The 21,166-nt window shown below is 62.8% G+C and carries 18 protein-coding genes and 1 tRNA gene; 12 read left to right on the top strand and 7 right to left on the bottom strand.

Annotated features, from left to right (window positions below):
- Window positions 1-91: 91 nt before the first annotated feature.
- Entirely contained in the window at window positions 92-472 is a 381-nt protein-coding gene (locus tag Q0877_RS13415; RefSeq protein ID WP_367182177.1) for a DUF5997 family protein, read from the top strand.
- 3 nt (window positions 473-475) lie between these two features.
- Here the strand turns inward: Q0877_RS13415 and Q0877_RS13410 are convergent, their stop codons facing one another.
- Entirely contained in the window at window positions 476-1,177 is a 702-nt protein-coding gene (locus Q0877_RS13410; RefSeq protein ID WP_299168620.1) for an SOS response-associated peptidase, read from the bottom strand.
- 234 nt (window positions 1,178-1,411) lie between these two features.
- On the opposite strand from Q0877_RS13410, the gene Q0877_RS13405 reads away from it, so the two are divergent.
- Genes Q0877_RS13405 through Q0877_RS13395 form a run of 3 tightly spaced genes read left to right on the top strand, consistent with a single transcriptional unit; the run spans window position 1,412 to window position 7,136 of the window.
- Window positions 1,412-2,074, top strand: coding sequence for a hypothetical protein (locus Q0877_RS13405; RefSeq protein WP_299168617.1), 663 nt, complete (start codon window positions 1,412-1,414; stop codon window positions 2,072-2,074).
- Window positions 2,071-3,672 (top strand): DNA polymerase Y family protein, encoded by a 1,602-nt coding sequence (locus Q0877_RS13400; RefSeq protein ID WP_299168614.1) that lies wholly within the window; start codon window positions 2,071-2,073, stop codon window positions 3,670-3,672. The genes Q0877_RS13405 and Q0877_RS13400 overlap by 4 nt, the downstream gene beginning before the upstream one ends.
- Before the next feature lie 44 nt (window positions 3,673-3,716).
- Window positions 3,717-7,136 (top strand): error-prone DNA polymerase, encoded by a 3,420-nt coding sequence (locus Q0877_RS13395; protein WP_299168609.1) that lies wholly within the window; start codon window positions 3,717-3,719, stop codon window positions 7,134-7,136.
- Between the two features lie 90 nt (window positions 7,137-7,226).
- Here Q0877_RS13395 and Q0877_RS13390 read toward each other — a convergent pair.
- A tRNA-Leu gene (locus Q0877_RS13390) sits at window positions 7,227-7,312 on the bottom strand.
- 285 nt (window positions 7,313-7,597) lie between these two features.
- Here Q0877_RS13390 and Q0877_RS13385 point away from each other — a divergent pair.
- Genes Q0877_RS13385 through pknB form a run of 7 tightly spaced genes read left to right on the top strand, consistent with a single transcriptional unit; the run spans window position 7,598 to window position 16,957 of the window.
- Window positions 7,598-8,326, top strand: a complete 729-nt coding sequence (locus Q0877_RS13385; RefSeq protein WP_299168606.1) for a DUF3662 and FHA domain-containing protein — start codon at window positions 7,598-7,600, stop codon at window positions 8,324-8,326.
- The gene (locus Q0877_RS13380) at window positions 8,323-8,799 is read left to right on the top strand and encodes an FHA domain-containing protein (protein ID WP_299168604.1); all 477 of its coding nucleotides are present in this window, start codon (window positions 8,323-8,325) and stop codon (window positions 8,797-8,799) included. Before Q0877_RS13385 ends, Q0877_RS13380 begins: the two co-directional genes overlap by 4 nt.
- Window positions 8,800-8,802: 3 nt before the next feature.
- A complete protein-coding gene (locus tag Q0877_RS13375; protein WP_299168602.1) occupies window positions 8,803-10,371 on the top strand; it encodes a PP2C family serine/threonine-protein phosphatase in 1,569 nt (522 codons plus the stop codon).
- Complete coding sequence (locus Q0877_RS13370; RefSeq protein ID WP_299168601.1) at window positions 10,368-11,780, top strand: FtsW/RodA/SpoVE family cell cycle protein; 1,413 nt, start codon at window positions 10,368-10,370, stop codon at window positions 11,778-11,780. The genes Q0877_RS13375 and Q0877_RS13370 overlap by 4 nt, the downstream gene beginning before the upstream one ends.
- A complete protein-coding gene (locus Q0877_RS13365; protein WP_299168600.1) occupies window positions 11,777-13,219 on the top strand; it encodes a penicillin-binding protein 2 in 1,443 nt (480 codons plus the stop codon). Before Q0877_RS13370 ends, Q0877_RS13365 begins: the two co-directional genes overlap by 4 nt.
- Window positions 13,216-14,970: a protein kinase domain-containing protein gene (locus tag Q0877_RS13360; protein ID WP_299168597.1), complete on the top strand. Its 1,755-nt coding sequence runs from the start codon at window positions 13,216-13,218 to the stop codon at window positions 14,968-14,970. The genes Q0877_RS13365 and Q0877_RS13360 overlap by 4 nt, the downstream gene beginning before the upstream one ends.
- Before the next feature lie 22 nt (window positions 14,971-14,992).
- Complete coding sequence (gene pknB, locus Q0877_RS13355) at window positions 14,993-16,957, top strand: Stk1 family PASTA domain-containing Ser/Thr kinase (RefSeq protein WP_299168595.1); 1,965 nt, start codon at window positions 14,993-14,995, stop codon at window positions 16,955-16,957.
- Window positions 16,958-16,977: 20 nt separating this feature from the next.
- Here pknB and Q0877_RS13350 read toward each other — a convergent pair whose 3' ends face one another.
- The 3 genes from Q0877_RS13350 to Q0877_RS13340 are packed head-to-tail and all read right to left on the bottom strand — an operon-like array spanning window position 16,978 to window position 18,577.
- The gene (locus Q0877_RS13350; protein ID WP_299168593.1) at window positions 16,978-17,631 is read right to left on the bottom strand and encodes an aminodeoxychorismate/anthranilate synthase component II; all 654 of its coding nucleotides are present in this window, start codon (window positions 17,629-17,631) and stop codon (window positions 16,978-16,980) included.
- 2 nt (window positions 17,632-17,633) lie between these two features.
- The gene (locus tag Q0877_RS13345; protein ID WP_299168592.1) at window positions 17,634-17,792 is read right to left on the bottom strand and encodes a hypothetical protein; all 159 of its coding nucleotides are present in this window, start codon (window positions 17,790-17,792) and stop codon (window positions 17,634-17,636) included.
- The gene (locus Q0877_RS13340) at window positions 17,792-18,577 is read right to left on the bottom strand and encodes a class E sortase (protein WP_299168665.1); all 786 of its coding nucleotides are present in this window, start codon (window positions 18,575-18,577) and stop codon (window positions 17,792-17,794) included. Before Q0877_RS13340 ends, Q0877_RS13345 begins: the two co-directional genes overlap by 1 nt.
- A gap of 213 nt (window positions 18,578-18,790) precedes the next feature.
- Here Q0877_RS13340 and Q0877_RS13335 point away from each other — a divergent pair, with 213 nt between their 5' ends.
- Window positions 18,791-19,036: a cell division protein CrgA gene (locus Q0877_RS13335; protein WP_299168591.1), complete on the top strand. Its 246-nt coding sequence runs from the start codon at window positions 18,791-18,793 to the stop codon at window positions 19,034-19,036.
- A 96-nt stretch (window positions 19,037-19,132) separates the two neighbouring features.
- Here Q0877_RS13335 and Q0877_RS13330 read toward each other — a convergent pair whose 3' ends face one another.
- Window positions 19,133-20,533: a GntP family permease gene (locus Q0877_RS13330; protein ID WP_299168590.1), complete on the bottom strand. Its 1,401-nt coding sequence runs from the start codon at window positions 20,531-20,533 to the stop codon at window positions 19,133-19,135.
- Window positions 20,534-20,567: 34 nt separating this feature from the next.
- Window positions 20,568-21,080, bottom strand: a complete 513-nt coding sequence (locus Q0877_RS13325; RefSeq protein ID WP_299168589.1) for a gluconokinase — start codon at window positions 21,078-21,080, stop codon at window positions 20,568-20,570.
- Between the last annotated feature and the right edge of the window lie 86 nt (window positions 21,081-21,166).

Below are 21,166 nucleotides of genomic sequence, written 5' to 3'. Positions count from 1 at the left end.
CCTCACACTAACCCAGTCCGCGCTACGCGCTCCTGTCCTCCCACACCTCACTGTCGCTCGGCGCGGGTCCCTCGGCCAGTACGCTTAGAGGATGACCCCAGCGAAGTCCCCGCAGACCATGAAGCCGGCTACAGCAGCAAAGAAACTCGGCATCTACCTGCCAGCAGCACCGCAGGAATTCCAGGACACCGACATCAGCCGCGGAGACTTCAACGAACTCCAGGAGAATCCGCCCGAGTGGCTGGCGGAGCTGCGCCGCACCGGTCCGCATCCGCGCCCGGTGGTGGCACAGAAGCTCGGTGTCTCGATCAGCGGGCTGACCCGCGGTGGAATCACAGACCCACTGACGACGGCGGAGATCACCGCGCTGCTCCAGTCACCGCCTGAGTGGCTGGTTGCGGAGCGCTCAACGATGGCGCGGGTGCGTGACGAGGAAAAGCGGGCCAAGGAAGCGCGGCGCGCGAAAAGCTAGCCCTTACGCGGGATTCAGCGGCTCGATCAACAGGGGACTGTCTTCCCGGACGGGGCCAACCTCGTGGAACTGCAGCCGCTCAGCAACGGGCGTGGCGGCGGCAACCGCTTCATCGGCCAGCTCCTGCGTTCCCTTCGTTGCGGGGTTCAGCCACTCGTTCCAGAACTCGCGGGGAAGCGTGACTGGCGTGCGGTCGTGGATTTCAGCCACCGGACCCACTGCTTCGCGGGTCAGGATGGTGGAGGAAAGGACCCATCGGTTGGGATGGTCGTCCGGTAACTCCCGGTTTCGCCACCATGCATACAGTCCCGCGAACACCACCGGCTCGCCGGGTAGATGGATGTAGAACGGGATCTTGGTTTTTCCTTCGGTTCGCCATTCGTAGTAGCCGCTGGCCGGGATGAGAGCGCGCCGGCTCTCGAGGGACGGCTTGAAGGTGGGCTTGCTGCCCACCGTTTCCGATCTGGCGTTGAAGGTTGGTGCCTTCGTTTTCAGTTCCTTGGAGAACGACGGCGTCAGCCACCATCGCGCTGCTTCCATGCGCCGGGTGATTTGGTCCTCCTTGAGGGATTCCATCACAACGCGAATGGGGTCGGTTGGGCTGATGTTCCAGGAGGGTTCGGGCAGGTTATCGCCCACGGTGTCGACGTCGAAAAGGTCCACCAGATCCTTGTTCGAGCCTGCCACTACAAAGCGTCCACACATGGAGACAGGGTACTTGAGTACGGGTTGTCCACGAAGTCCTCCACAGGCTGCCGGGCCAATTGACTTAATCGAACACGCGTTCGAACATTAAGTGTGAGTTCATCATCTGCAGCCGTGTTTCAGGCGGCGCCCGCGGGTTCTACCCCGCAGGGTGCCCGCCGGGCTCTGTCGGCTGTGGATCATGCTGGTGACAAGGCCCGGCTCAAAGCGGAACTGCAATCCAAAATCAATGGAATGCAGAACAGCCGGCCCTCCTCCCGGCGGTTGCCAACTGTCCCGGTCCTTGCCGGAATCCTCCCGGGTGGCGGCCTGCAGGCGGGCGCAGCGTACTCGGTGGCCAACTCCACCACTCTCGCCATGGCTTTACTGGCAGGGCCCTCAGGCGCCGGAGCCTGGTGCAGCGTCATCGGCATGCCAACCTTCAGCGTGGAAGCCGCTGCAAGTTTCGGCATAGCACTGGACAGGCTGGTTCTGGTACCCCATCCCGGGGATCAATGGCTCACAGTTACCGCAGCAATGCTGGACGTGGTGTCCATTGTCCTGACCTGCGCCCCACAGCACATAGCTCCGTCGGATGCGTCCCGCCTCATGGCCCGCCTGCGCCAGCGGGGTGCGGCGTTGGTAACCATGGGCCCCTGGCCACACAGCGAGGCCACGCTCAGCGTAACCGGGAGCAACTGGCAGGGCCTGGGTTCAGGAACCGGGCACCTTCGAAGCCGCAGAATGAGAATCACGGCGCGTGCCTCCACCGGGCGTTCCCGCACTGCAGACCTGTGGCTTCCCGAGCTTCAGCACGGGCCCTGGTCAACCTCCATATCTGACCCCGCATCCACATCCACTGCGGACGCGGAATCAGGGCAGCAGGGATTCTTTGCCCGGTCAGCCCGTGCATCATGAAGCCCACCCGTTCCGGCCAGGGCGCTCCGGCTTCCCCCACCACTACCCGCACCATGGTTCTCTGGTGTCCCGACTGGCCCATTACTGCAGCGCTGAGGGAACACCTCCTGTCGGCAGAACATCCCGTGGCGCTGATCGAGAAAGGCGAGGTTTTTACCTGCTCTCCCTCCGCCCGGGAACAGGGAGTCAAACGTGGCCTGCGCCTGCGGGAAGCCCAGACGCGGTGCACCAGCCTTACTGTTCTTCCCTATGACCCTGCACTGGATGCAAGATCCTTTGAACCCGTCATAGCTATGGTGGAAAAAATTATGCCCGGGGTGCAATTGGTTCGCCCTGGATTGTGCGCCCTTCACGCCAAAGGCCCAGCCAGGTATTACGGCAGCGAAGAGCGCGCGGCCGCTGCCCTTCTGAAGGCCCTCGCCGCCATCGGTCTCACTGCCGCCCGGGTGGGAATCGCAGACAGCCCTTTTGCTGCTGAACATGCCGCCCGGGCAACTGAATTCGGAGATGATCCGGGTACCGATTCCATCTGGATCATTCCGCCCGGGGAGACTGCCTCTTTCCTCAGCAGCTTTCCCCTGGAAGTTCTGGAGGAACCAACGCTCGCGGTAGTCCTGCGCCGGCTTGGCATCCGTACTCTGGGTGATTTCGCTGCCCTTACCCGTGCTGACGTGCGCAACCGGTTCGGCGCGGAAGGCGCGCTGGCCCATCTCAAGGCGAGCGGACTTGACCATCACAGCGTGGTGGAGAGAAAACCGCCCGCTGAACTCGACGTCGTCGTGCACTGTGAACCACCGCTGGCACGCATTGATGAACTTACGTTCAGCCTGCGCCTGTCCGCGGAAAAATTTGTGGACCGGCTGCGCGAAGCAGGGCTGGTATGCACGGTCCTGGTGGTGCAGCTGCAATCAGAGTCAGGCGAGGAATCAGTTCGGCTCTGGCGGCATCCCCGCTGGTTCGACGCCGATGACGTACTGGACCGCGTCCGCTGGCAACTGCAGGGCAGCGGGGATGTTGAGCATGGGCTAAGTTCCGGAATCAGCCGGGTCCAGCTTTTACCGGAGACGGTGGAGGATCTCAGCGACCACGCGGACGGCCTGTGGGGAACCGGGCCGGACGAAAATATTCACCACGGCCTTGCCCGGGTCCAAAGCATGTTGGGGCATGGTGCGGTACTGACGGCCATGGTGGCCGGAGGAAGGATGCTTACCGACCGCCGGGTTTTCATTCCCTGGGGAGATCCGCCGTCGGAAGCTGCAGCCAAGAGCCGGAATCTTCCGTGGCCTGGCCAGCTTCCCGGCCCCGCTCCGGCAACCGTTTTCGACGAGCCCCGTGCTGTCCAGGTGCTGGACAGCACAGGAAGCACCGTGGATATTGATGAACGCGGACTGCTGACAGCGGTTCCGGTCACACTTGTCGCCGCACCTCCGCGGCAATCCGCCATTTCGTCCTGGGCCGGGCCGTGGCCCATTGTTGAGCGCTGGTGGGATTCGAACGGCCGGTCGCTCAACCGGTTCCAGATCGTGGATGAATCCGGAACGGCCTGGCTGCTGCTGCTTGTTGATCACCGCTGGTGGGCGGAGGCCAGCTATGACTAGGCCTTCCGCATGCGAAGTTGCGTACAGGGACGGGTTGCCCTGACATGGGTTTCAACAATCCCCCGGTTCCCTGGTCAGAGTTTGAGCGAACCCTTTCCGACCGGCGCCGTCCCGGTTCACCTCCGTTGGGCGCTGACGGCGGCGACAGTCCGGCCTGGTCCCTGAAGCGGCATCCGTATTCTCCGCCGGAAGAGCCGGTACCGGCCCCTGCCGGTCCGGTGGTGCCTTACGCGGAACTTCATGTGCACTCGAACTTTAGTTTCCTTGACGGTGCAGCCAGTCCCGAGCAGCTTGTGGAGGAAGCCCACCGTCTCCGTCTCCACGGATTGGCCCTGACCGACCACGATGGTCTCTACGGTGTTGTCCACCTTGCTGAAGCGGCGGAGAAACATCCAGGGCTGTCCACCGTCTACGGCACTGAACTGTCCCTGGAGCTGAACAAACCTCAAAACGGCGAACCGGATCCGGAAGGCAGACATCTGCTTGTCCTGGCCCGCGGAACTGAGGGTTACCATCGGCTGGCAGCGGCAATCACCGAAGCCCAACTGAAACCGGATGCCGAGAAGGGCAAACCACGGTACAACCTTGACGAGCTTGCCGGGAGGGCAGGCAACGGCTGGATGATACTGACCGGGTGCCGTAAAGGGTCCGTTCGCCATGCGCTCCTCAACGGCCGTGACCAGGATGCGGAACAGGAAACGCGGCACCTGATGGACCTGTTCGGTGCGGACAATGTCGCCGTCGAACTTTATGACCACGGCAATCCCCTGGACAGTGCGCACAATGATGCCCTTTGGGACATCGCAACACGGCTGAAACTACCCGTTGTTGCAACAAATAATGTGCACTACGCCGTACCTGCGCAGCACCGGCTTGCTACCGCCGTGGCTGCCGTCCGGGCGCGAAGGTCACTGGATGACATGGACGGGTGGCTGCCGGCGTCGGGCTCCGCCCACCTGCGCAGCGGCGCGGAGATGGCCGCCCGTTTTGCCGCCTATCCCGGTGCGGTTGACCGGACGGTGGAACTGGCCGATGATCTGGCGTTCCGGCTCAGCAGCGTCAAACCCGGCCTGCCCAGATTGAACCTGCCCGACGGCCACACGCAAATGAGTTGGCTGAGGAAGCTGGTCTGGGAAGGCGCAGCGAAGTATTACGCCGGCCGCGACGATGTGTACGAGCGCATTGAGAAGGAACTACGGGTTATCGAAGAAAAGGATTTTCCCGGCTACTTCCTGATTGTCCATGACCTGGTCCAGTTCGCCCGCAGCAGGGGAATCCTCTGCCAGGGCCGGGGATCAGCGGCGAATTCCGCGGTCTGTTACCTGCTGGAGATTACCGCCGTCGATTCCATTCTGTACGACCTCCCCTTTGAACGTTTTCTCTCCAGCCTGCGGGATGAGGAACCGGATATCGACGTTGACTTCGATTCCGACCGCCGCGAGGAGGTCATCCAGTACGTGTACAACAAGTACGGACGGTTCAACGCCGCGCAGGTTGCCAACGTCATCACCTACCGGCCCAAGTTTGCGGTCCGTGACATGGCCAAGGCGCTGGGACACAGTCCGGGCCAGCAGGACGCCTGGTCAAAACAGGTGGAACGCTGGGGGGCACTGGTGTCCAGCGATGATCACGACATCCCCGAACCGGTGGTGGAACTCGCGCAGGGAGTGCTGAAGTTTCCGCGCCACATGGGAATCCACTCCGGCGGCATGGTGCTTACGGACCGGCCGATCGGGGAAGTGTGTCCCATCGAACACGGCCGCATGGACGGGCGCACCGTCCTGCAGTGGGACAAGGATGACTGCGCCTGGATGGGACTGGTGAAGTTCGACCTGTTGGGGCTCGGCATCATGGCGGCCATCCAGTACAACTTTGATCTGGTCAAAAAGCACTTCGGTGAGGAATGGACGCTGCACACTTTGCCCCGGGAAGAGCAGGGTGTCTATGACCAACTGTGCTTCGCGGATTCCATCGGGGTGTTCCAGGTGGAAAGCCGTGCCCAGATGGGAATGCTGCCGCGGTTGCAGCCCCGGCGGTTCTACGATCTGGTCATAGAGGTTGCCCTGGTCCGTCCCGGCCCCATTCAGGGCGGTGCGGTTCACCCCTACATCAAACGAAAACTGGGCGAAGAAGAAGAAAGCTACCTTCACCCCAAACTCGTACCAGTTCTCAAGCGCACGCTCGGGGTGCCGCTCTTCCAGGAACAGCTCATGCAGATGGCCATGGTGGTCGGCAACTGTTCAGGTGCCGACGCCGACCAACTGCGCCGTGCAATGGGATCCAAACGCGGACTCGAGCGGATCGACACGCTCAGGGAGAAGCTGTACGAGGGCATGCAGTCCAACGGAATCACCGGTGAAGTCGCCGACTCCGTGTACCGAAAAATCCAGGCGTTCGCGAACTTCGGGTTCGCTGAAAGCCACTCGATCAGCTTCGCCCTACTGGTGTACGCCAGCGCCTGGCTCCGGCTCCACTATCCCGGGGCTTTCCTGGCCTCGCTCCTGCGCGCCCAGCCAATGGGCTTCTATTCGCCGCAGACCCTGGTGGCCGATGCCCGTCGGCATGGTGTCATGGTGCTGCGTCCGGACATCCTGCTTTCCGGAACCCATGCGGATCTGGAGCTCGGCAGCAACGCCGGCCCTGAAAGCGGCACCGGACCTACGGGTGCGGATGGCTGCCTGGCGTTTCATCAGCCGCCGGTCGGAAAATTTGACCGTTCAGTCCCCTTTGATTCCACCGTTCACAGGCGGGACGGCAACTATGCGGTCCGGTTGGGGCTGGACAGTGTTCAGTCCATCGGAAAGAAGCTGGCACAAACCATTGTCGAGGAGCGCGAGGCCAACGGTCCGTTTGAAACCATGGGGGATCTTGCGCGCCGAACCAAGCTGAATTCCAATCAACTTGAAGCACTGGCTGCAGCTGGAGCGTTTGACTCCATGGGAATTTCCCAACGGGAAGCTCTCTGGCATGCCGGTCCAGCCTCCACCGAGCGCGAGGGCCAGCTCAAGGGGACCACTGTGTACATTCAGCCGCCCCTGTTTCCCGACCTTACCGACGTCGACCGCGTGGCAGCCGACCTCTGGTCCACCGGAATCACTCCGGATGACCATCCGGTGCGCCACATCCGGCACACATTACGACGCCGGGGCGCACTGACGGCCGCAGACCTCCTAACAGCCGAATCCGGCCGGCGTATTGAGATTGGCGGAGTGGTCACTCACCGGCAGCGCCCAGCCACGGCCAGCGGCATCACGTTCATGAACCTCGAAGACGAGACCGGACTGGTGAATGTCATCTGCTCAGTGGGAGTGTGGCAGCGGTACCGGCGGATAGCGAGGGAGGCCAGCAGCGTCCTGGTCCGGGGGGTGCTGGAGCGATCCAATGAAGGGGTAGTGAACCTGGTTGCAGACAAGTTCGAGGTCCTCAGGCTCAAAGCCGCCACAAAGTCCCGCGACTTCCGATGAGCGGGGCGCGGCTGTTCAGGCACCCAACGCTGTTCAGGCAAAACGGGCCGCACAGCAAAATGCCCCGACCTGAGGTCGGGGCATTTTCTTTGGTGCGCGAGGGGGGATTTGAACCCCCACACCCTTTCGGATACTGGCACCTGAAGCCAGCGCGTCTGCCGTTCCGCCACTCGCGCAAATGAGAAGAACTGGGAAAGACTGTCAAAACAATCTCTAGAACAGCAGAAATAAGCATAACGGAGCGGCGTCGAAAACACCTAAACGGGTGAACTGCCGCACGCACCGCAACTTTGCGACGGGTGCAGACGTTGAAGGTAATCGACGGGGCAACATGCCCGGTTAAGGCCATTTAGGGGACGCCCCAGTAGTATCGACACAAGACAGCAGCGACCCGGCATGCCTCCGCGCGCTTTCGTGCGGGCACGTTCGGGCAGCCAAAGACGCAGGTGAGGAGGCAGAACATGGGCATATTGGATAACGTCGAACGCGGTCTCGAGAAGATGGTCCGTGGCGCCTTCTCCACTGGTTCGCGTTCCCAGGTGCAACCCGTCGAAATAGCCAGTGCGCTCCGCCGCGAGCTCGACAACAAATCGTTGACGTTGGCACAGGGACGCACGCTCGCTCCGAACGTTTTCACAGCCCGGTTATCGGATCCCGACTTCGCGCTGGCACAGGAGTGGGGGGCACCCCTCGCAGAGGAGCTGTGTGATGTCGTCATCAAGCACGTCAACAGCCAGAACTACACGCTCCAGGGGCCGGTGCGGGTCTCCTTCACACGCGATTCCGACCTCAAGCCCGGCACCTTTGAGATTGACTCCGCCACCGAAAAGCAGCCGGCGCAACGACGTTCCGCCCCCAGCGCCCCAAACCGCCAGCCCACCCGCTACCAGCCCGTTCTCGAACTCGACGGCCAGCGCTTCTCGCTCAATGCCGGCTCCGTCCTGTTGGGCCGCTCCTCCGAAGCCGACATCCTCATCGATGACACCGGAGTATCCCGGCGGCACCTCGAAATCCACACCGGCCAGGGCCAGTCACGCGCGGTGGACCTCGGCTCAACGAACGGCAGCTACGTCAATGGGCAGCGCGTACGGGGAGAGGCTGAACTGACAGACGGCTCAGTGATCACGATGGGCCACACCCGTATGACTTTCCGACTTGTACCTGTGCAGAACGGTGGCCGCCAAGCATGAGTGATCTGACCGTGACGCTGCTGAGGTACGGGTTTCTTCTCCTGATCTGGATCCTCGTGCTCAGTGTTGTCAGCGCTCTCCGACGCGACCTCGTGGTTGGGCGCCGCAACCGTACCGGCGCCCCAACAGCCCGCGAGGCCCGCAAGCATCCAGAGCTGGTTGAGGAGCCGCCCGCCAAGGCACAGGCCCGGCGCCTCGTTGTCACGGAGGGTCCGCTCAAGGGCACGGCCCTTGACCTTGCATCCAGCCCTATCCTGCTGGGCCGCGCGCAGGAAGCTACCCTCGTCCTCGAAGACGACTATGCCTCCGGCCGCCACGCCCGGCTTTTCCCCCAGGGGAGCCGATGGTTCATCGAAGATCTCGGTTCAACCAACGGAACCTATCTCAGCGGCAACCAGCTGACCCGTGCCCAACCAGTGGAGCCTGGAGTACCAGTTCGGATCGGTAAGACGGTCATCGAATTGAGGCAGTAGTACATGGCCTTGGTTTTCCGCTTCGCGGCCCGCTCTGATGTGGGAAAAGTCCGCGCCAAGAACGATGATTCCGCTTATGCCGGGCGCTATCTCGCGGTCGTAGCTGACGGCATGGGTGGTCACGCGGGCGGCAACATCGCCTCAGCATCGACCGTCCTGGATCTGGTGCATCTTGACCGCAAGGACTACGACGGCGACGCCGGCACCCACCTTGCTGACGAAATCCAGACCGCCAATTCCCTCCTGTCCGAATTGGTCAGCACCAACCCGCAACTGGCCGGCATGGGCACCACAGTCACCGCGTTGCTCCTCAACGGCGAGAAAATCTCCTTTGCCCATATCGGTGATTCCCGCGCCTACCGGCTCAAAGACGACGTTTTCGAACAGATCAGCGTCGACCACACCTTCGTGCAGCGGCTCATCGACGAGGGCAGGCTGAAGCCGGAAGAAGCTGAAATCCATCCTCACAAGAACGTGCTGATGCGTGTTCTCGGTGACGTTGATGCCAGCCCGGAACTCGACCTGACCACCCTAGATGCGGCGCCGGGCGAGCGGTGGCTGCTCTGCTCCGACGGATTGAACGCGGTGCTCGATGACGGCACAGTCGAGCGGGTTATTCGCGAGACGCACGATCTGTCAGCCTGCGTCAACACGCTCGTTGACCTGACGCTGGCCGGCGGTTCACCCGACAACGTCACCATCGTGGTGGTTGACGTGGATACCGCCACGCCCGAGGATCTGCGCACAGCGGCGCTGACCGCTCTCCCGCCCGCCCGTGAAGCCGCCGGGGAAAAAGACGGCGGTGCAGCTTCGCCCGATGTGGAGACTCCGGGCGTCGCCATCAGAGCGGACGTCATCCGTGAGGATCTGACGTCCAGGCCTCATACTCTCGTGGGCTCCGCCGCGCTGGCTACCGAAACCGGCCAGATTCCGATTGTCACCCAAAGGTCCACCGAGCGCCGCGCGGCCATGATGTTGACGCACAAGGCGCCGCCTGCCGGTACTGAGAACGACGACGACGACACCGAGGGTGCGTCTGATTCCCGCCGCCGGCGCTGGCTGATGCCCGCCGCCCTGGCTCTCATGGCCCTCATTCTCGCAGCAGTCCTCTCGCTCGGCTACGTGTGGACCCAGACCCGCTATTACGTTGCGACCTTCGAGAACAGCGTGGCCATCTATAACGGCGTTGCACAGACTCTGGGGCCGATTCCACTGAGTCACGTCGACCAGACAACTGATATCCCGGTTTCGAGCCTTCCGGAGTTTCAGCGGAACCGCCTGGAAAACACCCTTGCGGCAAGGGACCTTGAACATGCCCAAACCATCGTCGAGGACCTACGCCAGTCGCTTCGCGCGCTGCCCTGTCCGCCCGCAAGTGATCCCAGCCCGTCGGCGAGCCCCTCGCCTACAAGCTCAGCTTCACCTGAGACGACGACGCCAGAGCCGTCGGCATCTGCCGACGCAACGCGGGAGCCGAGTGCCAGCGCCACTGCTGAACCGAGTGTGGGTGCATCCGCGAGCGCCGATGCCGATCCGGGCGAACCCGCCCTGTGTGGAGGGAGAGTCCAATGAGTGAGGTTTTCACTGTCCCCAAGTCCCGGCGCAATGCCGAGGCGCTTCTGCTGCTCGTCGCGCTGACCGTAGCGATCGGCGCCAACTGGCTGGTCGGCCTGGACAAGGATAATCCCTTCGATTCAGCCTTCTGGCTGCAGGGCGGCACCCTGGCGGCCCTGGCACTGATTTTCCACCTTCTGCTTCGCTTCCGCGCTAAGTATGCTGACCCGGTAATACTTCCGATCGTCATCGCTCTGAACGGAATCGGCCTGGCTATGATCTACCGGCTGGACCTCGCGCTTCCCGCCGAAGCGCAACCCGTAGCTCCGAGCCAGTTCCTCTGGACGACGGTCGCCATGGCCGCGTCCATCGCAACACTTCTGGTCATCCGTGACCACCGCATACTGCGACGTTTCACTTATATCTCCCTGATTGTCAGCGCAGTTCTGCTGATGCTGCCGCTCACCCCGCTCGGAGTAGAGATCAACGGAGCGCGTATCTGGATCAATGTCGGTGTAGGCACATTCCAACCCGGTGAAGTCGCGAAAATAACGCTGGCTATATTCTTTGCTGGGTATCTCTCGACGAACCGGGATCTAATCCTGCTGGCCGGCAAGAAGCTCGGACCGCTGCAGCTTCCACGTTTCCGTGACCTTGCTCCCATGGTCGCTGCCTGGCTGGTCAGTATCGGCGTGTTGATCTTCCAACGCGACCTTGGCTCCTCCATTCTGTTCTTCGGCCTGTTCATGGCAATGATTTACGTCGCCACCTCACGCGTCAGCTGGGTCTTGATCGGTCTGGCGATGATTGCCGTCGGCGGCTATGTCGCCCTTCAGCTTTTCAGCCACGTCGCCCTGCGCATCGACAGCTGGATCAACGCGTTCGAGCCGGAAGTCTTCAACCGCAATCCTGGTGGAAGCGGCCAGGTGGTCCAGGGGCTCTTCGGGCTCGCCAACGGCGGGCTCGTCGGCACCGGACTCGGTCAAGGCAGACCGGACCTGGTGACCTATGCCAATAGCGACATGATCATCACTGCGCTCGGCGAGGAGCTCGGCCTTATCGGACTCTTTGCCATCGTGCTGCTCTATATCCTGCTCATCTCGCGCGGATTCAGGGCAGCACTTGGTACCCGCGACGGTTTCGGCAAACTGCTGGCCTGCGGCCTGTCGTTCACCATCGCCCTACAGTGCTTCGTGGTCATCGGCGGTGTGACCCGGTTGATCCCGCTCACGGGTCTCACCACGCCCTTCATGTCCGCCGGCGGTTCCTCCCTCTTGGCGAACTGGATCATCGTCGCCCTCCTCCTCCTCATCTCCGAGACGGCCCGGCGGCCGGCAGTCAAGGGTCCCGTGCGTGAAACATTCACTGACGGAAAGCAGAACCGCAACACCCCGGCAACGGGCAGCACCAGGGAGGTCAGCGCATGAACCAGGCCATCCGACGCTCGTGGATCGTAGCCATCAGCATGTTCGCGCTGGTCCTGGGATCGCTCACCTACGTCCAGTTCTTCGAAGCCGACGCCCTCGAGAACAACGACTGGAATACGCGCCAGATACTGCAGGATTACGGCAAGAACCGCGGCGCAATTCTGGTCGACGGTCGTCCCGTTGCCGAATCGGTTCCCTCCGACGACCAGTTCAACTATCAGCGCGTCTACAACCAGCCGGAAATGTATGCGCACCTCACCGGCTTCTTCTCGCTGGTGAACGGGTCCACCCAGCTTGAGAACGTCATGAACGAAGAGCTCTCGGGCAGTAGTGACGACCTCTTCATCGACCAGATGGTGCGCCTGTTCTCCGGCGCCCAGGCCCAGGGTGCGTCCGTCGAGCTGACCATTGACCCGCAGCTGCAGCAGATGGCCTGGGACATGATCCCCGAGGGCCAGACGGGATCGATCGTGGTGATGGAGCCGGCCACCGGAAACATCCTGGCGATGGCGTCCAAGCCGTCCTACGACCCCAATCTGCTGGCCGCACACGACACCTCGGTGGTTGTGGAGAACATTGAGCAGCTGTCCCGAGTTCCGGGGTTGTCCATCTACTTCAATCCGGCCACGCAGGCCCTGGTTGCTCCGGGCTCAGTGTTCAAGCTCGTGGTGGCGGCAGCAGCCCTAGAAACAGGCCAGTTCGACGCGGAATCCACCATTCCCAACCCGCCGGTGCTTGACCTGCCCGGTACAGACGTGGGGCTCCCTAACTTCACCACAGGCGGATGCGCTGCTCGGGACACCGCAGACCTCGAATTCGCCCTGGAGCAGTCCTGCAATACGCCGTTCGCGCAGATCGCCTGGGAGCTCGGTGAGCAGGCAGTATTGGAGCAGGCGCAGGACTTCGGCTTCGGGGAGAACTTCAATATCCCGGTCGACGTCACGGCCAGCCAGTTCCCCAACGAGCTCGGTGAAGCGCAGCTCGCGCAGTCAGCCATCGGGCAGTTCAGCGTCGCGGTGACACCGCTGCAGATGGCGATGGTGAGCGCGGCCATCGCCAACGACGGTGTGCTGATGAAGCCGAATCTGGTGAAAGCCGTCCGCGCGCCTGATCTCTCCATCATCGATGAACCTGAGCCGGAGGTTTTCCGGGAGTCGCTCAACGCTGATAACGCCAACCAGATCACTGACTGGATGGTCAACGTGGTGGAGAACGGTACCGCGCAGAACGCTGCGGTCCCCGGCGTGGACGTGGCCGGGAAGACCGGCACGGCGGAAGTTCCCGAGCAGGGAGACAACGCCTGGTTCACGGGCTTCGCTCCGGCGGACAATCCGGAAGTAGTGGTTTCCATCGTTATGCAGGACGTCGACATCGCGACGGGCGCCCAGCTGACAAGTCCAAACGCTAAGCAACTCATAGAGGCGGTGTTGAATAGGTGAGACCTACTTCAGGTATCACATTAGGCGGCAGGTTCCAGCTCACTGATCGCATCGCCATCGGGGGTATGGGTGAGGTCTGGAAGGCACGGGATCAGGTTCTTGGCCGCATCGTGGCCATCAAAATCCTGAAAGAGGAATACACGGGCGACCCCGGGTTCCTCAATCGGTTCCGCGCCGAGGCCCGCCACACTGCACTGCTGAACCATGAGGGCATCGCAAACGTCTTTGATTATGGGGAAGAGGGAGGCTCCGCCTACCTCGTGATGGAACTCGTTCCTGGTCAGCCGCTGTCCACCATCATCGAGCGTGAGCAGATCCTGTCCCCGGACCGGGCGCTCTCCATCATCGGCCAGACCGCAACAGCCCTCAGCGTTGCCCACCGTCAGGGACTCGTGCACCGCGACGTGAAGCCGGGAAACCTGCTGATCATGCCGGACGGCCGCGTGAAGATCACCGACTTCGGAATCGCACGCCTGGCGGATCAGGTTCCCCTGACTGCCACTGGCCAGGTAATGGGCACCGCCCAGTACTTGGCGCCTGAGCAGGCCACCGGCCAGCAGGCAACCGGTTCCAGCGATATTTATGCACTAGGGGTGATCGGCTATGAGCTGCTCGCCGGCCGTCGCCCGTTCTCGGGCGAGTCGCAGATCGCCATTGCACTCGCCCAGGTCAACGATGCTCCGCCTGACCTCCCGGAAAACATTCCCCACGCGGTTCGTGCGCTCATTGCCAGCATGCTGGCGAAGGACCCGGCGGACCGCCCGCCGAACGCTGAAGCTCTAGCCGAGGCTGTTGCAGCGATCCGCCGCAACGATGTCCGCGCGGCCGAGGCCGCCGTTCCCGGCATGCTTCTCTTCACGGACCCCACCGGGCCACTCACCACTCCCGTGCCTGCGCCCACCAGCGCCACCCGAGCTGTTCCCGCCCCGACGACCTCGGCCCTGCCGACCGTTGCGGGTGTCGGCGCCGATGCGGGGGCGGTGGCAGCATCCCGTGAATGGAGCGAGGAAGACATTGATGACGCAGCCCCGCGCGAGGAGGAGTCACGCGGGCGCAGCCCCTGGCTCATCGCTTTGATCGTCCTGCTCGTGCTGGCGGCGCTTGCGGTTGCCGGTTTCCTGCTGGCTCCCCTTCTGGCGGGAGGCGACGACGACCCCGCCCCGGCGCCAAGCACCTCCTCGGCGTCTCCGTCTCCGTCGGAAACGGAAACTGAGCCTGCAACCGAAAGTCCGACGCCGGAAGAGACAACTCCCGAGCCCGCAACCCCGGCGCCCACAACGCCGGAAGCGATCGTGGTGGACGCGCTGACCTATCAGGGGCGGCCGATTGAAGACGTCGTGACTGAGCTCAATGCACTTGGATTTTCGGTGGACCAGCAGCCGGAGGTTACGGATGACTTCGCCCCCGGTACGGTACTGACACTGAATCCGGTGGGTCCCCTCGCGCCCGGCTCTCAGATCACGGTCACCTTCGCGGAGGCACCCGAGACAGTGACACTGCCGGAGGGCCTCGAAGGCGCCACCGAGGAAGAGTTGCAGCAGACCCTTGCCGATCTGGGGCTCAGTGCCGTCCGTTCCGGCACTGAGACATCCGAGGAAGAAGCTGGCACCGTACTTTCAGTGGATCCGGCAGAAGGAACCGAGTTGGAACCGGGCAGCACGGTCCGCTACGTCGTCTCTTCGGGCCCCGAGACCGAAGCGCCGCCGGCGATCGGACCCGGCCAGACCCCGCCTGGCCAGGACCAGCCCTAGGAAGCATGTGAAGGGGCACCAGGTGAGCAGCGAGAGAGTCCTCAACGGACGCTATGAAATGGGTGAACTGATCGGCCGTGGCGGAATGGCCGACGTCCACCTTGGTCGCGATGTCCGGCTTGGCCGGACCGTGGCCATCAAGGTGCTGCGCCAGGATCTGGCCCGGGACCCGCTGTTCCAGTCCCGTTTCCGCCGGGAAGCCCAGGCTGTGGCCGGGCTGAACCACCCAACGATTGTCTCCGTGTACGACACCGGTGAGGAAGAAATTGAGGGCCAGCACCATGACGAGGTCCGGGTTCCGTTCATCGTAATGGAATACGTCGCCGGGCGCACTCTGCGTGACCTGCTGAAGGCCGGGGAGCTCACCCCGGAGACGTCCGTGAACTACCTCCTGGGGGTTCTCTCAGCACTGGAGTACAGCCACCGTGCCGGAATCGTTCACCGGGACATCAAACCGGCCAACGTCATGATCACTCCTGAGGGCCAGGTAAAGGTGATGGATTTCGGTATTGCCCGCGCAATCGCTGACTCCGCAGCAACCATGACCCAGACGCAGGCGGTGATCGGCACCGCGCAGTACTTATCGCCTGAGCAAGCGCGCGGGGAGACTGTCGATGCGCGCAGCGACCTGTACTCGGCCGGGTGCCTACTGTACGAACTGCTGACCGGGCGGCCGCCATTCATCGGTGACAGCCCGGTCTCCGTTGCTTACCAGCATGTCCGTGAGGCTCCCACACCCGCACGCGAACTCGACGGCAGCATTCCGGCGGAGATCGAGTCAGTGCTGCACATCGCTCTTGAGAAGGACCGCGCCCGGCGCTTCCAGACCGCCGCAGATTTCCGGACCGCGCTCCTTGACGCCCGGAAGGGCATACCGCCCGGTGCACCCGGTGATCCGACCGAGGCGCTCGCTGCGGTTCCAACCCGGGCTGACGACGACGCCCCGCAGACGAGAGCCATGGCCAAGGTCCTGGCCGGCGGCAGCATTGCTGGCAGTCCACTGATGGAGGATGAGGAGACCGGTCCGCTGACGGCAGCGCATGCGGAACAGAGCGGGCGCGACGCCGATGACCGGCGTCGTTCCCGGCGGCGCGGCTGGATCGCGGTGCTGCTTGTGCTGCTGGCCCTACTGCTGACAGCCGGTGCCATCGCACTGTTCGGGATTCTCAACTCGCAGCCGGAGGAGCCTGTGCTCACTTCGGTACCGTCTGTCGAATCAATGACTTCAACCGAGGCCAGCAACGCGCTTACCGCCGTCGGCCTCCGACCCCAGGTGGAACATACCTTCCATGATGAGGTGGAGTCCGGACTTGCGATCGGCACGGAGCCCGAGACCGGCAGTGAGGTTGAGCCGGACTCATTGGTGACTCTGCTGATTTCCGATGGTCCCGCCAACCGCACTATCCCTGATGACCTTTTCCAGATGACCGAATCGTCCGCGCGGGACGCACTCGAATCGATCGGTCTGCGCGGCGGCAGCGTAAGTGAGGCGAACAGCGCCACCGTCCCCGCCGGGAGGGTCATTGCAACTGAACCGGCGCTCGGTTCGTCAGTGCCTGCGGAAACAGAAGTGAACCTGGTGCTTTCCACCGGCTTGGTGACGGTTCCACGGCTTATCGGTCTGCCCAGCGAGGAAGCCGTAGCTCTTCTCGAAGACCCGGTCCGTGCGCTGGTGCCGCGGATCGAGGAGGAGGTGAACGCCGTCGTCGAACCCGGGCTTGTAGTGCGGCACGAGCCAGGTCCTGATTCCAACGTCGCGCCGGGCACTGAAGTGGTGCTCTACGTCGCCACAGAGCCACCCGAAGAAGAACCCTCCGCGCCGGCGAGTCCCGCCCCCACGTCCAGTGCTCCTGCCGAGGAAGATCCCGGCAACCAGGGAAGCGGACGTGGCCAGGGGAACGGAGGCAACCAGGGAAGCGGACGTGGCCAGGGGAACGGAAACGGCCAGGGGAACGGAGGCGGTCAGGGGAACGGAAACGGCGGCTGATCAGCGACGCTCTTGAGGGCCTAAGACCCTGACTGCTGGTGAATCAGCGGGCTGAGCTTGGCTGAGCGGTCAGCCGCACCATTCAGGCCGACTGTCTCCAGCCAGTTTCCCAGCATCCGGTATCCGCCCTCGGTGAGCACCGATTCCGGATGGAACTGCACGCTGCACAGCGGGGCCGAACGGTGCTCCAGGCCCATGATGACGCCACTCGCCGTTCGAGCCGTGACACGGAGCTCCGCGGGAACTTCGCCGACCGCTGCCAGCGAGTGGTAACGGGTAGCCGTCAGGGGCGAGTCCAGTCCCTCGAACACGTTGGTGGAGTCGTGCTCCACCAGGGATGTCTTGCCGTGCATCAGTTCAGGGGCGTGGGTAACCGATCCTCCGTAAGCCTCGGCGAGTGCCTGGTGGCCAAGGCACACGCCCAGCATCGGCTTGCCATTCACGCCGCACCACTTGATGAGGTCGATGCAGACGCCAGCCTCGGCAGGGGCACCCGGACCGGGAGAGATAAGGACCCCGTCCCGCGCTTCGGCAAGCGCAACCGCTTCGGTGAGCGTCACGTCGTCGTTCCGGACGACAGTGGTCTCTGCGCCGAGTTCCTGAAGGTAACCGACCAGGGTGTACACAAAGCTGTCGTAGTTATCGACAACCAGAATGCGGGTGGGATTACTCATGCTTAAGTGCCAATCGTTGAATCGGTCAGAGGGCTGAACTGGGAGAGCCAGGGGAAGACCCAGGTCACAAGAACTACCAGCGCTGCGGCGACCAGCAGAATCACCCAAATGATGCGCAGCCAGAGCGGCCCCGGCAGGTGACGGAAAATGAATGCGTACATCAGGCGGATCCAGCAGCGACGTCCGCCACCTGGGCGGCAATCTCGTCCGGCGGCCCGTCGGCCAGCGGCTGGAAAGATTCCATCACGGCGTAGGCGATGATTCGTTCCTGTGCGCCGAAGCGGGGGTTGCAGCTTGTCAGGGTGAGCATCCGTTCCTCCGGTTCCACGCCCGGCCGTGTGGGAACCGGCGCGAGTACATCAACGCGGTCGGGCAGCACAATCTGGGTATTGCGGTACACGTAGCTATAGAACCCGTCCTGGGTCTGCACATAGATGCGGTCGCCGGGCACCAGCGTGTGGATGTCGTCGAGGACAGCCCCGTTGGTCTGCCGGTGGCCGGCCAGCGCGAAGTTGCCTACGGCGCCCGGCATGCCCGTCTCCGGATAGTGGCCGAGACCCAGATTATCGAGTACCGCCGTTGTAACCCCACTTGTGACCGGGCGGGTGTAGTTATCTCCGAACCGCGGGATGTAGATGACAGCAAACGTCTCACCCGGTGCCATCGTCTCCAGCACGGGGATCTGATCGCCGCCGGAGGTTTGGATGTCTTCTTCGGGTTCCTGGGTGACGGGATTCTCGCCGAGGTCCGCGAAAAACTCCTCCACCGCCTGGTCCTGTTTGGCGTTCGATTCGACGTTTGTCCACCAGAGCTGCCAGGCGACGAACAACAGGAGGATCACACCGGCCGTGATGAGCAGTTCACCGAATACCTGGGCAGCTATCTGCAGGAAACTGCGACGACGGCGACGAGCGGACGGGCGTTGGGATCGATCACGGCGGGTCACCGCGATGCCGCCGCCGAGGTTGCTCAAACCTTCTCCCTGCCTACCGAATGGTTGTTCGGCTTCATAGCGCCGGTTCATTAGCTAGAATGGGCAGCTAGAACCGCGCCGATGACAATAGTCCTGTTCTCAGGATAACTGGTGTCGTGCCCGCGTTCGGTGCCCGTATGACCGCAAACACAGCGGCTGGAAGCCCAGCCGCGTCCAGGAGGATCCGTGCCCGAGTCGAAGTCCCGCAAGAAGCAGGTCGAGTCGAAGACGCGCGCCGCTGCGGAGCCGAAGCCCAACCCGGTCTGGTACAAGCCGGTGATGTTCGGTTTGATGGTGCTCGGGCTGCTGTGGATCCTCGTGTACTACATCTCGGAAGGACGCCTTCCCATTCCGGGAATCGACTCCTGGAACATCCTCATCGGCTTCGGAATTGCCATTGTCGGATTCCTGATGACAACCCGCTGGCGGTAGCAGCTTTCGCCTAAGCCCGAACATGAAAGAGGCGCCTTCCGAGCGGAAGGCGCCTCTTTTCACGTCCGGCGGCTTTACGTCCGGGCGTTGCAGTTCTTATCCGAGGGAGGCAAGCCCAAAGACGGCGGCGGCGATCCCGAAGCCCATCACGCCAATGGCTGTCTCCATCACGGTCCAGGTCTTGAAGGTCGTTTTCACATCCATGTCGAAGAACCGGCCCACCAGCCAGAATCCTGAGTCGTTGACGTGGCTGACCACAACGGAGCCGGCAGCAACCGCGATCACGAGGGCTGCCAGCTGGAGACCACCGTAGTCTGCCGATGCGATTGCAGGACTGATCAGGCCGGCCGCTGTAGTCAGTGCAACGGTGGCGGAACCCTGCGCGATTCGAAGAATTGCGGCGATGAGGAACCCCGCAAGGATGACGGGAATGCCGAGGTTGCCGAGTGCGCTCTCAAGCGCTGCTCCGATTCCGGAGGACCGCAGCACGCCGCCGAACATACCGCCGGCGCCGGTGATGAGGATGACCGAGCAGACGGGCCCCAACGAGGATTCGAGGACCTTCTCGAGCGCGGTCTTCTCAACACCGCGTCGTCGTCCAAGTACATAGGCAGCGACGAGCAGGGCGATCAGGAGGGCGACCGGCGTCTCGCCCACGGTCCGCAGCACCTGGAACCACCCCTGGTCGGCAGCGCCTTCCGGAAGTGCACCGCCGACGTTGAGCGCGTTCAAACCGGTGTTCAGGAAAATGAGAACCAGCGGAAGCAGCAGGATTGCCACGACGGTACCGAAAGAGGGCGGATTGTTCTCGTGTTCTTCATCCGCCTGGCCGAGGAGCGCCGGAACCGGCAGGACAATACGCTTGCCCGTCCACAGCCCGTAGAGGTAGCACGTAACGTACCAGGTGGGAATGGCCGCAATGAGTCCCACGAGCACAACGAGACCGATATTTGCTCCGAAGAACTCAGAGGCGGCAACCGGGCCGGGATGGGGCGGTACGAAGATGTGCATCACCGAGAAGGCGCCCGCAGCGGGCAGGCCATAGATCAGTACGCCGCCGCCCAGTCGCCGGGCCACTGAGAACACCACCGGCAGCATAACCACGAGGCCTGCGTCAAAGAAGATCGGGAAGCCGAAAATCAGTGACGCGACGCCGAGAGCGAGCGGCGCCCTCTTCTCACCGAACTTGCCGATGAGATAGTCGGCGAGCACTTTCGCACCGCCGCTTGTCTCCACCAGGCGCCCCAGCATTGCACCCAGACCCACGAGCAACGCCACTGTCGCGAGCGTCGAGCCGAACCCGCTGGTCAGTACGGGCACTACCTGGTTGGCCGGGATTCCGGTAGCGAACGCGGTCAGCAGGCTGACGAGGATCAGTGCAACGAATGCATGGACCCGTAGCTTGATGATGAGTACCAGGAGCACTGCGATTGCGCCGGCCGCGATGAGCAGGAGGGGACCGGCGCCGAGCGTCTGGGTCCAGCCTTCAATTTGCATGGGTTGTTTCTCCGTCAGATCTTTTCGTAGGTTCTCAGGCGGCCAGGCCCAGACGGGCCATGATGTCGTCGATCACGTTTTCCAGGGTGTCGACATTGTCAACGGTGAGCCCGTGCTCACCCTCCTGAAGCGGTTCCAGCGTGCTGACCTGTGAGGCCAGCAGGGACTCGGGCATGAAATGCCCGGTACGGGTCTTCATGCGGGAGCGAATGAGTTCCACGTCCCCGCGCAGATGGACAAACCGGACGTCCCCGTCAGCAGCCGCGAGTACGTCACGGTAACTCCTTTTGAGCGCCGAACAGGTCACGATGGTCGACTCACCGTTCCGGCTCTTGAGACTGATCCACTGCGCGATTGCATCGAGCCAGGGCTTTCGGTCCTCGTCAGTCAGGGCAATGCCCTGAGTCATCCTGGAGATGTTCTCTCTGGAATGAAACTCATCAGCTTCGGCGTAGATCCAGCCGAGGCGTTCGGCCAAAGCGGTCGCGATCGTTGTCTTGCCCGATCCCGACACACCCATGATCACCAGATGCATGCGTGGTTCCATGTCGTCTCCTCGACTCCCTCGTCGCCCGCGCCATGTGACGCACCGCTCGTTTGCTCGAGGACAAAGGTAGCATCTTTACGCGTCCG

This window comes from uncultured Arthrobacter sp., from assembly GCF_947495145.1.
GTDB lineage: Bacteria > Actinomycetota > Actinomycetes > Actinomycetales > Micrococcaceae > Arthrobacter_D.
The sequence above is the reverse complement of the archived record's forward strand: the minus strand, read 5'-3'. Positions and strand labels throughout refer to the sequence as shown.

Excerpts from the sequence above, each read along its gene's own strand:
- Q0877_RS13345 (WP_299168592.1), bottom strand. The coding sequence starts at position 17,792 with ATGTACGCATTCATTTTCCGTCACCTGCCGGGGCCGCTCTGGCTGCGC.
- Q0877_RS13385 (WP_299168606.1), top strand. The coding sequence starts at position 7,598 with ATGGGCATATTGGATAACGTCGAACGCGGTCTCGAGAAGATGGTCCGT.
- Q0877_RS13365 (WP_299168600.1), top strand. The coding sequence starts at position 11,777 with ATGAACCAGGCCATCCGACGCTCGTGGATCGTAGCCATCAGCATGTTC.
- Q0877_RS13380 (WP_299168604.1), top strand. The coding sequence starts at position 8,323 with ATGAGTGATCTGACCGTGACGCTGCTGAGGTACGGGTTTCTTCTCCTG.
- Q0877_RS13370 (WP_299168601.1), top strand. The coding sequence starts at position 10,368 with ATGAGTGAGGTTTTCACTGTCCCCAAGTCCCGGCGCAATGCCGAGGCG.
- Q0877_RS13410 (WP_299168620.1), bottom strand. The coding sequence starts at position 1,177 with ATGTGTGGACGCTTTGTAGTGGCAGGCTCGAACAAGGATCTGGTGGAC.
- Q0877_RS13330 (WP_299168590.1), bottom strand. The coding sequence starts at position 20,533 with ATGCAAATTGAAGGCTGGACCCAGACGCTCGGCGCCGGTCCCCTCCTG.
- Q0877_RS13375 (WP_299168602.1), top strand. The coding sequence starts at position 8,803 with ATGGCCTTGGTTTTCCGCTTCGCGGCCCGCTCTGATGTGGGAAAAGTC.
- Q0877_RS13415 (WP_367182177.1), top strand. The coding sequence starts at position 92 with ATGACCCCAGCGAAGTCCCCGCAGACCATGAAGCCGGCTACAGCAGCA.
- Q0877_RS13400 (WP_299168614.1), top strand. The coding sequence starts at position 2,071 with ATGAAGCCCACCCGTTCCGGCCAGGGCGCTCCGGCTTCCCCCACCACT.
- Q0877_RS13325 (WP_299168589.1), bottom strand. The coding sequence starts at position 21,080 with ATGGAACCACGCATGCATCTGGTGATCATGGGTGTGTCGGGATCGGGC.
- Q0877_RS13350 (WP_299168593.1), bottom strand. The coding sequence starts at position 17,631 with ATGAGTAATCCCACCCGCATTCTGGTTGTCGATAACTACGACAGCTTT.
- Q0877_RS13395 (WP_299168609.1), top strand. The coding sequence starts at position 3,717 with ATGGGTTTCAACAATCCCCCGGTTCCCTGGTCAGAGTTTGAGCGAACC.
- Q0877_RS13405 (WP_299168617.1), top strand. The coding sequence starts at position 1,412 with ATGCAGAACAGCCGGCCCTCCTCCCGGCGGTTGCCAACTGTCCCGGTC.